The 15,207-nt window shown below is 49.9% G+C and carries 12 protein-coding genes; 8 read left to right on the top strand and 4 right to left on the bottom strand.

The annotated features are described in order from the left end of the window. The first annotated feature begins 325 nt into the window (after window positions 1-325). Window positions 326-1,045: a DUF5020 family protein gene (locus DXA74_RS13710; protein ID WP_118528525.1), complete on the top strand. Its 720-nt coding sequence runs from the start codon at window positions 326-328 to the stop codon at window positions 1,043-1,045. A gap of 91 nt (window positions 1,046-1,136) precedes the next feature. On the opposite strand, the gene uvrB is transcribed toward DXA74_RS13710, so the two are convergent. Then, window positions 1,137-3,164 carry an excinuclease ABC subunit UvrB gene (gene uvrB / locus DXA74_RS13705; RefSeq protein ID WP_118528523.1) on the bottom strand — a complete coding sequence of 676 codons (2,028 nt, stop codon included), beginning with the start codon at window positions 3,162-3,164 and terminating at the stop codon, window positions 1,137-1,139. Window positions 3,165-3,345: 181 nt separating this feature from the next. On the opposite strand from uvrB, the gene DXA74_RS13700 reads away from it, so the two are divergent. The 3 genes from DXA74_RS13700 to DXA74_RS13690 are packed head-to-tail and all read left to right on the top strand — an operon-like array spanning window position 3,346 to window position 4,987. Further along, window positions 3,346-4,173, top strand: a complete 828-nt coding sequence (locus DXA74_RS13700) for an outer membrane protein assembly factor BamD (RefSeq protein ID WP_118528521.1) — start codon at window positions 3,346-3,348, stop codon at window positions 4,171-4,173. Between the two features lie 22 nt (window positions 4,174-4,195). Continuing rightward, entirely contained in the window at window positions 4,196-4,525 is a 330-nt protein-coding gene (locus DXA74_RS13695; RefSeq protein WP_118528519.1) for a DNA-directed RNA polymerase subunit omega, read from the top strand. A gap of 9 nt (window positions 4,526-4,534) precedes the next feature. Next, window positions 4,535-4,987: a DUF4293 domain-containing protein gene (locus DXA74_RS13690; RefSeq protein WP_118528517.1), complete on the top strand. Its 453-nt coding sequence runs from the start codon at window positions 4,535-4,537 to the stop codon at window positions 4,985-4,987. Window positions 4,988-5,031: 44 nt separating this feature from the next. On the opposite strand, the gene DXA74_RS13685 is transcribed toward DXA74_RS13690, so the two are convergent. Then, window positions 5,032-5,742: a porin family protein gene (locus tag DXA74_RS13685; RefSeq protein ID WP_118528515.1), complete on the bottom strand. Its 711-nt coding sequence runs from the start codon at window positions 5,740-5,742 to the stop codon at window positions 5,032-5,034. Further along, window positions 5,742-7,487, bottom strand: a complete 1,746-nt coding sequence (locus DXA74_RS13680) for a LysM peptidoglycan-binding domain-containing protein (RefSeq protein WP_147401127.1) — start codon at window positions 7,485-7,487, stop codon at window positions 5,742-5,744. The genes DXA74_RS13685 and DXA74_RS13680 overlap by 1 nt, the downstream gene beginning before the upstream one ends. Before the next feature lie 88 nt (window positions 7,488-7,575). Here DXA74_RS13680 and DXA74_RS13675 point away from each other — a divergent pair, with 88 nt between their 5' ends. From DXA74_RS13675 to DXA74_RS13660, 4 genes are read left to right on the top strand one after another with little or no spacing between them, the layout of a single operon-like run. After that, window positions 7,576-8,295, top strand: a complete 720-nt coding sequence (locus DXA74_RS13675) for a gliding motility-associated C-terminal domain-containing protein (RefSeq protein ID WP_118528511.1) — start codon at window positions 7,576-7,578, stop codon at window positions 8,293-8,295. Window positions 8,296-8,305: 10 nt separating this feature from the next. Further along, complete coding sequence (gene uvrA / locus DXA74_RS13670; RefSeq protein WP_118528529.1) at window positions 8,306-11,149, top strand: excinuclease ABC subunit UvrA; 2,844 nt, start codon at window positions 8,306-8,308, stop codon at window positions 11,147-11,149. Further along, on the top strand, window positions 11,130-11,615 hold the full coding sequence (gene ybaK / locus DXA74_RS13665; RefSeq protein WP_118528509.1) for a Cys-tRNA(Pro) deacylase: 486 nt from the start codon (window positions 11,130-11,132) through the stop codon (window positions 11,613-11,615). Before uvrA ends, ybaK begins: the two co-directional genes overlap by 20 nt. Window positions 11,616-11,643: 28 nt before the next feature. Then, the gene (locus DXA74_RS13660; RefSeq protein WP_118528527.1) at window positions 11,644-12,654 is read left to right on the top strand and encodes an aldo/keto reductase; all 1,011 of its coding nucleotides are present in this window, start codon (window positions 11,644-11,646) and stop codon (window positions 12,652-12,654) included. Between the two features lie 87 nt (window positions 12,655-12,741). Here the strand turns inward: DXA74_RS13660 and DXA74_RS13655 are convergent, their stop codons facing one another. Beyond that, window positions 12,742-15,204: a glycoside hydrolase N-terminal domain-containing protein gene (locus tag DXA74_RS13655; RefSeq protein WP_118528507.1), complete on the bottom strand. Its 2,463-nt coding sequence runs from the start codon at window positions 15,202-15,204 to the stop codon at window positions 12,742-12,744. Window positions 15,205-15,207 lie beyond the last annotated feature (3 nt).

Here is a 15,207-nt window from a genome sequence, read left to right as displayed (position 1 = left end):
TTGTAAGGCAGATGCTCTGAACCAGCTGAGCTAAACGCCCTCTTTTGCTTTCGGTGAACTCGTTGTTTTTGTTTTGTTCATTGTTTGTTTCCCGATTGCGAGTGCAAAGGTACGCACTTTTTTTGAATCTGCAAATTTTCGGGCGATTTTTTTTCAAAAAAAGCATATTTTTTTTTCGAGGACCCATTTACTCCTTATTATAATAATACAAAAGCGGCTGATTTTTTTGTGCAAAGAAAAAATCGTCGACCATATCTGTTCTTATATTTTTGGTCTATTGAAATAAATAGTCTACCTTTGCACCGTTAATTTTTAAACAAAAGTAATGAAAAAAAGATTTTTTATGGCATCTGCACTTGTAGCAGGTGCGCTCAGTTGTGCTGCACAGCTCGATGTCCAGTTACATTACGACCTGGGTCATGCAATGTATGGGGGTGATTTGAACAACCGCCAGCGCCTGACGGCAACCATTGAGAACTTTACAGCCGACAAGTGGGGTAGTACCTATTTCTTTATTGATGCCGATTTTGGTGATCAGACCATGCGGGGAGCCTATGGAGAAATTTCCCGTGAGTTGCAGTTCTGGAAAGCACCGGTTGCTGCTCATGTGGAGTACGATGGTGGACTGAACGGTTTCGGCTCGTTCAACGATGCTTATCTGGTGGGTCCGGCTTACAACTGGAACAGTAAGGATTTCAGCAAAGGTGTTTCTTTGCAGGTAATGTATAAGTATCTGGCCAAGCACGACCAGTGCAAGCATTCCTGGCAGGTAACCGGAGTATGGCGCAATACTTTTGCCAAGGGCCTGTGTACTTTCAGCGGATTTCTGGATGTATGGCATGACAACTCCGTAGATGGCAACCTGATTGTATTGAGTGAGCCTCAGTTCTGGTTCAATCTGGCTCCTCTGAAGCGTGTGAGCGATGATTTCAAGCTCAGCGTGGGTACAGAGGTGGAAATCAGCAACAACTTTGTATATCCGGTAAACGGACGTAATAACCGCTTCTATGCCATTCCTACTTTGGCATGCAAGTGGACTTTCTAAAATACACGAAAAGGATCGTATCATTACTCCACAGAGCTTGATACGACCCTTTTTATATCCCGGAGGGATGTTCTTGTTTGCGGCAAATGTTTTATGCCTCTTTGTCTCGAAGCAGTTCTTCCATGCGCAGCATTTCGTCGCGGAAATGGGCGGCTGCCACAAAGTCCAGATTCTTGGCTGCTTCCTGCATTTGCTTGCGTGTTTTGGCAATGCTTTTTTCCAGTTGTTCCCGGTTCATGTATTCCAGAATCGGATCGGCCACCTTTAAAGTCTTTTCTTCTACAATATAAGCACGGTTTTCTGCCTGTGCCTCGTTGTTGGCCTGAATCAGATCGGTCATCTTGCGGGCTTTCTTGATCTGCTGCGGAGTGATGTGGTGTTCCTCATTATAGCGCAGCTGCTTTTCCCGTCTCCGATTGGTTTCGTCAATGGTCTTCTGCATGCTTTCCGTGATGCGGTCGGCATACATGATGGCTTTTCCGTTCACATTACGGGCGGCACGTCCCACCGTCTGTGTCAGCGAACGGTGAGAGCGCAGGAAACCTTCCTTGTCGGCATCCAGAATGGCCACCAGAGAAACTTCCGGCAGGTCCAGACCTTCACGCAGCAGGTTGACACCAACCAACACGTCAAACATTCCGGCGCGCAGATCGTCCATAATCTGCACACGTTCCAGGGTGTCCACATCACTGTGAATATAGTTGGTGCGTATGTCATGTTTCAGAAAATAGTCTGTGAGTTCTTCGGCCATACGTTTGGTCAGTGTGGTCACCAGGACGCGTTCGTCTCTTTCGATACGTTGCTGAATCTCTTCCATCAGGTCGTCCACCTGGTTCATGCTCGGGCGTACCTCGATAATCGGGTCGAGAAGTCCGGTCGGTCGGATTACCTGTTCCACCACGATACCTTCACTTTGCCGGAGTTCGTAATCGGCCGGAGTGGCAGATACATAGATCACCTGTTTGGCCAACTGCTGGAACTCCTCAAATTTGAGCGGTCGGTTGTCCATGGCTGCCGGCAAGCGGAAGCCGTATTCCACCAGATTCTTTTTACGGGCGTGGTCTCCGCCATACATGGCATTGATCTGTGGTACAGATACATGGCTCTCGTCGATGACAATCAGAAAATCTTCCGGAAAGAAATCGAGCAGACAGTAGGGGCGTGTGCCCGGTTCGCGTCCGTCAAAGTAGCGCGAATAGTTCTCAATGCCGCTGCAGTGGCCCAGTTCGCGAATCATCTCCATGTCGTAGGTGACCCGTTCATAGATTCTTTTGGCCTCGAACGGTTTGCCGATTTCTTCAAAATATTGTACCTGTTTGTGCAGGTCATCTTCTATCTGATGAATGGCAGACTGGACACTCTCTTTGGTGGTCATAAACAGGTTGGCCGGATAAATCTTGTATTCTTCAAAACTGCCCAGACGGAGCAGACTGATCGGGTCCACTTCCTCTATGGATTCTATTTCGTCATCCCAGAAAGTCAGGCGCAGGATATGATCCGTGTAGGCCAGGGCGATATCTACCGTATCTCCCTTTACCCGGAAGCATCCTCGGTTCAGTTCCAAGTCGTTACGCTGATACAGCGAGTCCACCAGACGGCGGAGCAGCACGTTTCGGTCTATGATGCCTCCGCGCTTCACGTCAATCACATTATCATAGAAGGCAGCCGGGTTTCCCATACCGTAGATACAGCTCACCGACGAAACCACGATGACATCTTTTCGTCCCGACAGTAAAGCCGACGTGGCAGCCAGACGTAGTTTGTCGATTTCCTCGTTGATGGCCAGATCCTTTTCGATGTAAGTGTCGGTCGAGGGGATATAGGCTTCCGGCTGATAATAGTCATAATAAGAAACATAATATTCCACCGCGTTGTTGGGGAAGAAACTCTTGAATTCTCCATACAGCTGGGCGGCCAGGGTTTTGTTGTGGCTCAGAATCAGCGTAGGTTTGTTTATGTTTTTGATGACATTGGCAATGGTAAAGGTTTTGCCCGAACCGGTTACTCCCAGCAGGGTTTGTGCCGGAACGCCTTGCAGTACACCTTCGGTAAGTTGTGCGATGGCCTCCGGCTGGTCACCGGTGGGGCGGTAGTCTGCGGTCAGTTCAAAGTTTGGCATATCTCTATAACTATTTACGTGATACGATCAAATAATCTGCAAATTTAATGAAAGGTGGGTGGAGCGGCAAACGAATTTTTGAAAAGACTGTTCGTATTATCCTTCTTTTCATGATAATTTTGCATAATTTAATTGCATAAGTGACTGAAATTTGATACTTTTGCAACTCAATTTGTATAATATGAAACGGATATTCTTAGGAGTGCTTTGCGGAACTCTGTTGTTGACTTCGTGCAACGAATACAATCAGGTTCTGAAAACGACAAACAGCGAATATAAATATGAGGCCGCCAAGGCTTTCTTTGTAGAAGGACAGTATTCCAAGGCTGCCCAGATTCTGACGGATCTGATGGCTATCCTCAAAGGCTCGGTCTACGGAGAGGAATCTCTTTACATGCTGGCCATGTCTGAATATTGTTCCGGAAATGTGGAGACGGCTGCGGCATACTTCAAGAAGTATTATCAGTCATATCCTAAGGGACGGTATGTGGAAGAAGCCCGTTTCTATTCCGGAAAATCTCTCTTTGAGGGAGTGCCTGATGCCCGTCTCGACCAGAGCAATACGCTGGAGGCCATCAAGGAGTTTCAGGATTTTCTCGATCTTTATCCCTATACCCGCCTGAAACCTCAGAGCCAGGAAATGATTCTGAAACTTCAGGACAAGCTGGTGGAGAAGGAATATCTTGCTGCCAAGTTGTATTACGATCTGGGTACCTATATGGGTAATTGTACCAGTGGCGGCAGTAATTACGAAGCTTGTATCGTAACGGCTCAGAATGCGCTGAACGAATATCCTTATGCCAGTCCGGAGCGCCGCGAAGAGCTGAGCATCATGCTGCTGCGCGCCCGTTATCATCTGGCCCGTCAGAGCGTTCAGGAAAGACAGGAAGAGCGCTATCGCGCCACTATTGATGAGTATTACGCTTTTGAGAACGATTTCCCCGAATCTAAATATCTGTCGGAAGCCCGCTCGATGCTCGCTTATGCACAGAAACAGGTAAAAGAATAAAACAGCAATTAATAATATCATTATGGATTACAAAAAAACGAATGCAGCAACCAACACAGTGACTCGTAACATCATGGATTTGTGTGATGAAACGGGAAACATTTATGAAAGTGTTGCCATCATCGGCAAACGTGCCAACCAGATTTCTGTAGACATCAAGAATGAACTGTCTAAGAAATTACAGGAGTTCGCTTCTGTAAGCGACAGCCTGGATGAGGTGTTCGAGAACCGTGAGCAGATTGAGATCTCACGTTATTATGAAAAACTTCCAAAGCCAACTCTGATTGCTACTCAGGAGTTTATTGAAGGAAAGGTTTATTTCCGCAATCCGGCAAAGGAGACTATTGAATAACGGACGATTATGATTCAGAGAATACAGTCTGTTTATCTGTTCCTCATTACAGTCCTGGCTGTGGTGACCCTCTGTCTGCCCATCGGGCGTTTCTTGCAGGATGGAGTGCTGACAGCCGAACTGTATAACTTGTATCTCACTCCTGCAAATGGAGAATCGGTTTATGCGCCGTGGGCTTTGTTCGCCCTGCTCTTGCTCGTGGCTGTTTCTTCATTCGGTTGTATTTTCCTGTTCAAGAAAAGAATGTTGCAGGTGCGCATCATTATCTTCAATGCCCTGTTGCTGGTCGGTTATTATATCGCCTATGGGGTATTTGCTTTTCTGTTGGGAAAGACTTGGGGAACTTTTGCTTTGGGATGGGCTGCCGGTATGCCGGCCATCGCTTTGATTCTGGATTATCTGGCCTTCCGTGCCGTGATGAAGGATGAGATGATTGTCCGTTCCCTGGATCGTCTGAGATAAGCGTTTTTTTAATACATAAAAAAATAGGATGCATGACCTGCATCCTATTTTTTTGTCTTCAATATATCAAAGAGATAAGTGATTTTTGCTACAATCGTTCCGTTTGCCGAACGTGAGAAAGGATCCCGTTTGCCATTGTTATATATGTCGCTCAATGCAAAGTAATATCTTCCTTCGAGCATAAAGTGTCCGGCTTTACGGGTATTGACTTCCAGACCCAGTCCGGCGGTGATACCGTAGTCAAACGGCCGGTCTATGGCTTTGCCATATTGTTGGGTGACCTTGTTGGGGCGCTTGTTCAGGGTCTCTTCGCTGAATGCACCTCCGCGGTGTTCCTTGTCGGCAATGCAGTATCCCAACTGGGGGCCTGCCACCACATAGAACATGGCACCTTTCTCTTCATAGCCCCAACCCATGCGGGCGAGTATCGGAACCTGAATGTAGTGCATGTCGCGGCTGTAGGTGTCACTGCTGGTTTCAATTACCTCCTCCCAACCCAGATTGGCATAGTTGACTTCCATCTGGATGGCACAGAGACTTTTGAAATATTTCTCGCATGTGTAGCGCAGGGTGATACCTCCGGTAAATTCCGGTTTCATCGTTTGTTTGATGCTGGGAGTGAAGCTGACCGTGTTCAGTGTTGCTCCGGCATTGAATCCGATGGCCAGATCCCTGCGGGCATCGCCCACCTGAGCCTGAAGCATGGCTGGGCAGCCCAGCAGACACGATAGTATGAATGCGGTGCGTCTTTTCATTATTTCTTGGTAAATTCTATAACGTCAATTTTCTTTTGCGGGGTATAGTGGATCAGTTCGGCTTTATTGTTGATGAATCCGCTCCAGTTGCTGGCGCGCTTGAAGTAGAAGTCGTTTTGCAGCGGGTCGGTTCTCCACGTGCTGATGTTGCTGTCAAAGTCGTTTCCTTTGTTGGCCAGTCCCATCAGGAAGAAGCGTCCCAGGTCATATCCCAGCATACCGAAGCTCGGGAAAGTATTTTGCAGTTCGGTGTGAAAATCTTTCTCAAAACGGTTTTCGAACGGTCCGCAGGCCACCTTGTTCATATTCTTATAGAAAGAAGAGTAGATGTAGGTGTCGAAGCGGAAGAAGTTCTCCAGTTGGCTGTTGGTGTAAATCTGCCACTCGGGGTGTCCCAACAGGCTGAACTGATATTCCGGATTAGTCACCTTGAAGAGGTTCAGCTCTGAGCAGAGCTTGTTCAGAGCCTTCAGGCTGGCTGAGTTGGGCACAATGATATTCTTTCTGCCCAGAGACAGGTAGTCCTGAAGGGAGCTGCTTCCGGCAGATACTTCCCGGAATGGGATGGCATGTGCGTTCAGCATTCTTTTCAGTCCGTTGATAAAGGTCAGATCGTCTTCACGCTGTTCGCCGCTGTTCCAGATTACAAAATGCCGGTTGGAGAACTGATCCTGAAGCAGTTTGTAGGTTTCTTCGAACAACGCGCTTTTAGGAACATTGGACACATACAGATAAGGGTTCTTGTAGACCTCATCACATTGTGAACTGAAGGGAACCACCATCTTTATTTTGTTCTCTCTGCAGAAATTGCCCAAGGTAGGAATCTGTGCCGAGGACAGCGGACCGAAAATCACATCAGCCTTGGACAGGCCCGGGCGTGTCAGTACGGCCTTCATGTCAGCAATGCTTTTTCCGCAGTCGTAGGTATAAACCGTCACGGAAGTGCCCATATTCTTCAGATCCTCTACTGCCAGAAGCAATCCCTGATAGAATTCAATCATCTTTTCTCCCTCGCTGTTTTGCTGAGTCAGCGGGAGCAGAACTCCCATAGTGATCTGCTGCATCTTTTCCGGACCGCTTTTCTGGGGGAACAGTTCCTGATTGGATGGAGTTTTCTTTACGGTCTTTTTTTCCGGATAAGGGATACACACCAGACTGCCTTTTTTCAGTTTGTAGTCCGGGTCCTTCATTTCCGGATTGGCCTCGATCAGCTGTTCGGTGGTCAGTCCGTATTTCTGGGAGATGCTGAATATCGTTTCCTTGCGCTTTACCCGGTGCATTTCCTTACAGCCGGAGTTCAGCACACTCAAAGTTCCCTTGTCGTCGGTGGCTTTCTGCACCTCGGCTTCTTTTCCATTGGAAGGAGGAATCACGATGACTTCCCCCGCCTTGAAATTCGAAGCGGTCAGTCCCGGGTTGGCCAGACAGATGTCTTCGGCAGAGACATGATATAGCTGGGTGAGCTGAAACAGGGTCTCTCCCTTGGCAATGGTATGAAAACGTGAAAATTTTTGATCAGCCTTGTTCTGGGGAATTTTCAGAGTGGTACCGCTGCGAAGACCGTTTCTGGTTTCCGGATTCAGCTTGTAGATATCTTCAGTGGTGACATGATAAATCTTGGAAATGGAATACACCGTTTCGCCCGCTTCAACCGTGTGGGTGAAGAAAGGTGTCTGGGCCCAAGTGGCTGTGGCATACATACTCCAGGATGCCAGCAACACGAAAAACGATTTGATGTGTTTCATGTAAAACAAAATTTTATGCGGACAAAAGTACACAAAAAAAGTGGTTAATTCAACGGGATGTGCTATTTTTGCATAAATATAATGACTTATGAATCGAATTTTGAATTGGATTGTTTTTTTGTTGCTTCTTTCAGGGCCTCTCTGTCTGAAAGCGCAGACTCTTTATCCCAGTGTGACCCCGCAGGCCAGATACGTGACTTCCGAAGGTGAGGAGATTGATGACGCTTCTGAAGAACAGTCGGCTCCCATTACCGGATATTTCTCGGCCGAGGTGACGGATCTGGGTAGTTACTCCGCTCATTATGAATGGCGTATCTTTAAGGAAGGAGAGGAAAATTCACCTTTGATTGATCGTTTTGACCCCGAGATTGAATATACTTTTACGCAAAGCGGAACCTTCTATGTGCAGCTTTATGCCACTTTCGTACAGGGAACGGACACCATTCGTTTTCCCGACGGTGGAGAAGAGCCGTTTGTGGTGACTGTCAGCGAGTCAAAACTGGAATTCCCCAATGCTTTTTCGCCGAATGGAGACGGTTTCAACGATGTCTATAAGGCCAAGGACGGATATCGTTCCATCGTGAAGTTCAAGGCGACCATCTTCACCCGGTGGGGACAGAAGATTTACACCTGGACCAATCCGGCCGAAGGATGGGACGGTAAGGTGAACGGGCGCACGGTCCGTGACGGAGTTTATTATGTAGTGGTACAGGCCGAAGGAGCCGACGGAAGAAAGTTCAATATAAGAAAAGATGTAAATGTGCTGACCGGATATACCAGTGAAGAGGGTACAACCGGGGCTGAATAGGATAATGGATATGGAACAGCAGGAACAGGAAAAGATTCAGGTGTTCGGTGCGCGGGTGCATAACCTGAAGAATATTGATGTGGAGATTCCCCGCAACAGTCTGACCGTGATTACCGGTATGAGTGGCAGCGGCAAGTCATCCCTGGCTTTCGATACGATCTTTGCCGAAGGACAGCGTCGGTACATTGAGACATTTTCGGCCTATGCGCGTAACTTTCTGGGCAATATGGAGCGCCCGGATGTGGACAAGATTACCGGTTTGAGTCCGGTGATTTCCATCGAGCAGAAAACCACCAACAAAAATCCCCGTTCTACGGTGGGAACCACTACGGAGATTTACGATTTTCTGCGTCTGCTCTATGCCCGGGCAGGTGCGGCCTATTCTTATCTGTCCGGTGAGCCGATGGTGAAATACACCGAAGAGCAGATTCAGCAGCTCATTCAGGAACAGTATGCCGGCAAGCGGATTTATCTGTTGGCTCCGGTGGTGCGCAACCGTAAGGGACATTATAAGGAACTGTTCGAGCAGATCCGGCGCAAGGGCTTTCTTTATGCCCGGGTGGACGGAGAAATCCGCGAACTGATTCAGGAACTGAAACTGGACCGCTATAAGAACCACGATATCGAGATTGTGGTGGACAAGCTGCGTGTGGAGCAGACAGACGACAAGCGCTTGCGCGACAGTCTGTCTTCAGCCATGCATCACGGCGACGGTCTGATTATGATTCTGGATGCCGACAGCGGAGAGGTGCGCCATTACAGCAAGCGCCTTATGTGTCCGGTATCGGGTATTGCCTATCGCGATCCGGCACCGCATAACTTCTCGTTCAACTCCCCTCAGGGAGCTTGTCCGCGTTGTAAGGGACTGGGATATGTGAATCTGATTGACGAGGACAAGATTTGTCCCGACAAATCTCTTTCGGTGCACGAAGGAGGTATTCTGCCTTTGGGTAAATATAAGAACTGCATGATCTTCTGGCAGATAGAAGCTCTGCTGGCGCGTTATGACGCCACCTTGAAGACTCCTTTGGCAGAATTGCCGGAAGAGGCGATGAACGAACTGCTTTACGGTTCGATGGAGAAACTGAAGATCAAGGCTTCGCTCATCCAGACTTCTTCGGATTACTTTGTGCGTTATGATGGCGTGATCAAATATATGGAAACGCTCTATGAGGCCGATGACTCGTCGGCTGCCCAGAATTGGATGGAGCAGTTCTCCAAGGTGGCCTGCTGTCCGGAATGCCACGGCAAGCGCTTGAACCGTGAGGCCCTGCATTTCTTTATCGACGGAAAGAATATTGCCGATCTGTCGGAAATGGACATCTCGGAGCTTTATGAATGGATGCAGGGACTGGAAGAACGGCTCACTGACCGCCAGCGGCGCATCGCTCCGGAAATCCTGAAGGAGATCCGCACCCGACTGAAATTCCTGCTCGATGTGGGACTGGATTATCTGGCATTGAACCGCACTTCGGTATCTCTGTCGGGCGGGGAGAGTCAGCGCATCCGTCTGGCTACCCAGATCGGTTCGCAGTTGGTCAATGTGCTTTATATTCTGGACGAGCCCAGTATCGGTCTGCATCAGCGGGACAACCGCAAGCTGATCCATTCGCTCAAGGAACTGCGCGACACGGGCAATACCGTGATTGTGGTGGAGCACGACGAGGAGATGATGGAGCAGGCCGACTATATCGTGGATATGGGACCGAAGGCCGGTCGTAACGGAGGTAATGTAGTCTTTCAGGGTACGCCCCAAGCCATGCTTCAGACCGACACCATGACGTCGCAATATCTGAACGGCAAGCAGCAGATCGAGATACCGGCCGAGCGCCGCAAGGGAAACGGAAACGTGATCCGTCTGGAAGGTGCCCGGGGAAATAACCTGAAGAATGTGAATGTGGATTTTCCGTTGGGAGTCTTTATCTGTGTGACGGGAGTATCCGGAAGCGGTAAGTCTACACTGATCAACGATACGCTGCAACCCATTCTGTCGCATCATTTCTACCGTTCATTGCGCGAGCCGGAACCTTATACCGCCATTCACGGCATTGAATATATTGACAAGGTGGTCAATGTAGACCAGTCGCCGCTGGGACGCACCCCGCGTTCCAATCCGGCCACTTATACCGGAGTGTTCAACGACATCCGTGCTCTGTTCGTCAGCCTTCCCGAAGCGAAGATCCGTGGTTACAAGCCCGGACGCTTCTCTTTCAACGTAAAAGGCGGACGCTGCGAGGCCTGCGGCGGTAACGGTTACAAGACCATCGAAATGAACTTCCTGCCCGATGTGTATGTGCCTTGCGAGGTTTGTCGCGGAAAACGCTATAACCGTGAGACGCTGGAAGTACGCTTTAAAGGCAAGTCTATTGCCGATGTGCTGGACATGACCATCAATCAGGCTGTGGAGTTCTTTGAGAACCAGCCGGTGATTCTGAACAAGATCAAGGTGTTGCAGGATGTGGGCTTGGGCTATATCCGTCTGGGACAGTCGTCAACCACCTTGTCGGGTGGCGAGAGTCAGCGTGTGAAACTGGCTACCGAGCTGTCGAAGAAAGACACTGGTAAGACGCTGTATATATTGGATGAGCCGACCACCGGTCTGCATTTTGAAGACATCCGTGTGCTGCTCGGTGTGCTGAACCGTCTTGTGGAAAAGGGCAATACGGTAATTGTCATCGAACACAATCTGGATGTGATCAAGAGTGCCGATTACATTATTGATATGGGACCCGATGGAGGTCGTGGCGGAGGCGAACTGCTTTCGTTCGGAACTCCGGAAGAAGTGGCCGAACGTACCGTGGGATACACACCGAAATTTTTAAAGGAAGTGCTTTATGGCAAAAGAAAAGATTAACAAGACCAATGTGGCCCGTCTGCTGGACAAGGCCAAAGTGAGTTATGAACTGATTCCTTACGAGGTGGACGAGTCGGACCTGAGTGCCGTGCATGTGGCGGCCAGTCTGGGCGAGAATGTGGAACAGGTGTTCAAGACCATTGTGCTCCACGGGGAGAAAAGCGGCTATTTTGTGTGCGTGCTGCCCGGCGATCATGAAATCGACCTGAAGCGTGCCGCCAAGGTGAGCGGAAACAAAAAATGCGAACTGCTCCCGATGAAAGAACTGTTGCCCGTAACGGGATATATCCGTGGCGGCTGTTCGCCCATCGGAATGAAGAAACATTTTCCTACTTACATACATCACACGGCCGAGCAGTATCCTTATATCTATATCAGCGCAGGCCAGCGCGGTTTGCAGATCAAACTCAATCCGGCCGACCTGTTGCGTGAGGCACGTGCCGAGTATGCGGAACTGACCGATTAAAAGGATGATAATATTGAAAAAGAATATGATGACAGAACCGGTTTATGCGGCCTCGGAAAGCCGTTATGAGAGTGGCATGAATTACCGCCGTTGCGGACGGAGCGGAGTGCTGTTGCCCGAGATCTCCTTGGGCCTGTGGCATAATTTCGGCGATGTGGACACGCTGTCCAACAGTCGCCGCAAGTTGCATTTTGCCTTTGATCAGGGAATCACCCATATTGATCTGGCCAATAATTACGGTCCTTCGTTCGGTTCGGCCGAAGAGACCTTCGGACAGGTGATGCAAAGTTCCTTGCGTCCTTATCGTGATGAGCTGTTTATCTCCACCAAGGCCGGACACGACATGTGGCCAGGACCTTACGGCACGTGGGGATCGCGCAAACACCTCTTTGCCAGTCTGAACCAGAGTCTGAAGCGGATGCAGCTGGACTATGTGGATGTGTTCTATTCCCATCGTTATGACCCGGAAACACCGCTGGAGGAAACCATGCAGGCACTGGCCGATATCGTACATCAGGGCAAAGCGCTGTATGTGGGCATTTCCAAATATCCGCGGGAGAAGGCGCTGGAGGCTTACCGCTATCTGAAAGCCGAAAAGGTGCCCTGTCTGCTGTATCAAGGACGTTATAATCTGCTGAACCGTGCTCCCGAAGAAGAGTCCATCATTCAGGATGCGGTGGATCACGGTACCGGTTTCATCGCTTTCTCGCCTTTGGCACAGGGAGTGCTGACCGACCGTTATCTGGCGGGTATTCCCAAGGATTCGCGTGTGGCACGTGGCGGTTTCCTGAAAAAGGAAACGCTCACGGAAGAATTGCTCACCAAAGTGTCGCAGCTGAATGATCTGGCGGCCCGCCGCGGACAGACACTGGCCGAGATGGCACTGGCCTGGTTGCTTCGCGACGAGAAAGTCACTTCGGTGATTGTGGGTGCCAGTTCGGTGGAACAGTTGGCCGATAACCTGAAAGCCTTGCAGCAGACCACTTTTGATGAAGAAGAACTGCAAAGTATTGATGCCATCATTCGGGGAGAAAAATAGGTTGAAAGCATAGAAAAAAATCCTTTCGATGAATTGAAAAAAACATCGAAAGGATTTTTTTATTTTATCAGGATGATTTTTTGAAGCCTATTCTACGGCTAATTTTCCGTTCTGATAGCTTAACGTGTATTTCTGGTCACGTTGGGTATCGAAAGTAAGCCGTTGCCCTTTGTAATGTACGGAGCAGGGGCCGCCCGAACGGGAGTGGATCACGGCTCGGGTCAGGTTGTTGTCTTTCCAATACAGGTCGACCACGAAATTACCGCGGGCACAGACTCCGGTGAGCTTGCCTTCGTGCCATACGTCCGGCAGGGCAGGAAGCAGATGGATAAAGCCCATGTGGCTTTGCAGCAGCATTTCCGTAACGCCGGCTGTTCCGCCAAAGTTACCGTCAATCTGGAAAGGCGGGTGACTGTCCCACAGGTTGGCATTCGTACCGTTTTTCAGCAGATTACCATAGAGTTTGTAGGAACGGTTTCCGTCGTGCAGGCGGGCCCACTGGTTCAGTTTCCAGCCCATACTCCAACCGGTAGCACCGTCGCCACGATGTTCCAATACGACGCGTGAGGCACGTGCCAGTTCCGGTGTGGTGACGGGCGAGATGGTATGTCCTGGATGCAATCCGAACAGATGGTTTACATGGCGGTGTTCGTCGCGTGGGTCGTCAATGTCCTGCGACCATTCCATCAGCTGTCCGTATCTTCCGATCTGGTACGGTTTGAGTTTTTCCAGAACCGTTTCCCATTCTTTCCGTTCCTCTTCATCCGTCTGAAGCACCTTGCTGGCTTCGATGGCATCTGTCAGAATCTCCCGGATGACCGCATGCGAGAAGGTCGCTCCTTCGTCGATCGGTCCGTGTTCCGGCGAGGTGGATGGGGCAGCGGTATAAGTACCGTCCGGCTTCTTCCACAGATAATCCGTGGCAAATTCGGCACCTCCCTTGATCAGGTCATAACCGATATTCTTCAGGAAGTCCAGGTCGCGTGTATAGTCGTAGTAGTCCCACACATGAGTGGCCAGCCACGGACCGGCTACCGGAGAGAAGTTCCACGACATATCCTTGTCGCGCAACGGGGTGGTGAAGCCGAAGATGTTGGACGAGATAGAGGTGGTCCAGCCGCGAGCCCCGAAATAAGCTTGGGCGGTACGCTCTCCCGGTTTAACCTGAGTGCGGATAAAGTCAATCAGCGGCCATTCGCATTCTGCCAGATTGGTCGGGCAGGCTGGCCAGTAGTTCATCTGCACGTTGATGTTGTTGTGGTAATCTATGCGCCAGGGGCCGTCGATGTTGTTGTGCCAGATGCCTTGCAGATTGGCCGGCAGGTCGCCCGGACGGGAGCTGGAGATGAGCAGATATCTGCCGAACTGATAGTACAGGCTCTCCAGTTCATAGTCAGGAGCTCCGGTACGGTAGCGGGCAATCCGTTCCGGTGTGGACAGTTTGCGTACCTCGGTGTTGAAAGAAGGATTGACTTCGAACACCGTGCGCTGGAACAGTCCGGCATAGTCCTGATAGTGGCGTTGCAGCAAGTCATCGAAACTCTTTTCCGATGCCTTGTCCATCCAGTTGCGGGTGGTTTCCAGTGGTTTTACGCCCACGTATGTTTTCGGATTCTTGAAATCCGGATTGAAATTCATCTTGTAGTCCGTATCGGCCGAGATCAGGAAGATGACTTCATCTGCCTGTTCTACATGAATGCGTCCTTCCTTGTCCGTCCAGGTTTTTCCGCCTTGGGCAATGGCCTGTGCGCGGACCACATAATGCATGTCGTTGTTGTTCAGATGGGCCGAATAGCAGAAACTGCCGGACTTGCTTCTCTTGTATTCCCCTTTGGAAAGCGGGTTCGGGGTATATTTGAATACCAGATTCTGTTTCCCCTTTTCGGAAGCGGAATAACGGATGACCATCACCTGATCGGGGAAAGAGGTGAAATACTGCCGTTTGTACTGCACGCCGTTTTGAGCGAAGCATACATTGACCAGGGCCGAATCCAGAGACAGCGAACGGGAATATCCTCCGATATTTTGTTCCTCGATGCCGGTTTCGATGTCGAAGGTTCCTGCCGATGTGAAACTGCCGAAACGGAAAGGCTCTTCGGCATCCGCTTCATAAGGCACCTCACTGTTGAAGTTGTCCTGAGTGAGCCGGGTTACCTTTGCCTGGTCCTTATCCAGAAAAGCCTGACGGATTTCCTTCAGCACGTGTGCCGAGTTCTTGTTTACGTTCCAGTAATAATCAGCACCTTTGGCGGTGTTCGGGCCACCGCGCCAGAGGCTCTTTTCATTGAAAGTGATGTGCTCGGTAGCTACAGAGCCGAAGATGTTCGCTCCGATGCTTCCGTTGCCGATGGGCAGAGTCTTTTGTTCCCATTCCGGATCCAGATTGCCGTGTCCGCTGCCGGTGGCTACTCCGGGATTGTTTCCCCAGGCCGGCTGTTTGTCGGAAGCGATGGGAGTATCGAAAAAGACGTTCATGGGCGTCTGCTGGGCATATCCCGATGCATGCATCAGGATAGCCAGCGACCAGAGGAAAAATTTCTTGTTTCTCATGAT

This window comes from Bacteroides sp. OF04-15BH, assembly GCF_003477995.1.
Taxonomy (GTDB): Bacteria; Bacteroidota; Bacteroidia; order Bacteroidales; family Bacteroidaceae; genus Paraprevotella.
Note: the sequence above shows the minus strand (reverse complement) of the source record. Positions and strands in the feature narration are given on the sequence as shown.

Bases quoted from the DNA above. Each gene is read 5' to 3' on its own strand.
- DXA74_RS13680 (WP_147401127.1), bottom strand. From the start codon at position 7,487: ATGAAACACATCAAATCGTTTTTCGTGTTGCTGGCATCCTGGAGTATG.
- DXA74_RS13685 (WP_118528515.1), bottom strand. From the start codon at position 5,742: ATGAAAAGACGCACCGCATTCATACTATCGTGTCTGCTGGGCTGCCCA.
- uvrA (WP_118528529.1), top strand. From the start codon at position 8,306: ATGGAACAGCAGGAACAGGAAAAGATTCAGGTGTTCGGTGCGCGGGTG.
- ybaK (WP_118528509.1), top strand. From the start codon at position 11,130: ATGGCAAAAGAAAAGATTAACAAGACCAATGTGGCCCGTCTGCTGGAC.
- uvrB (WP_118528523.1), bottom strand. From the start codon at position 3,164: ATGCCAAACTTTGAACTGACCGCAGACTACCGCCCCACCGGTGACCAG.
- DXA74_RS13655 (WP_118528507.1), bottom strand. From the start codon at position 15,204: ATGAGAAACAAGAAATTTTTCCTCTGGTCGCTGGCTATCCTGATGCAT.
- DXA74_RS13690 (WP_118528517.1), top strand. From the start codon at position 4,535: ATGATTCAGAGAATACAGTCTGTTTATCTGTTCCTCATTACAGTCCTG.
- DXA74_RS13695 (WP_118528519.1), top strand. From the start codon at position 4,196: ATGGATTACAAAAAAACGAATGCAGCAACCAACACAGTGACTCGTAAC.
- DXA74_RS13675 (WP_118528511.1), top strand. From the start codon at position 7,576: ATGAATCGAATTTTGAATTGGATTGTTTTTTTGTTGCTTCTTTCAGGG.
- DXA74_RS13710 (WP_118528525.1), top strand. From the start codon at position 326: ATGAAAAAAAGATTTTTTATGGCATCTGCACTTGTAGCAGGTGCGCTC.
- DXA74_RS13660 (WP_118528527.1), top strand. From the start codon at position 11,644: ATGACAGAACCGGTTTATGCGGCCTCGGAAAGCCGTTATGAGAGTGGC.
- DXA74_RS13700 (WP_118528521.1), top strand. From the start codon at position 3,346: ATGAAACGGATATTCTTAGGAGTGCTTTGCGGAACTCTGTTGTTGACT.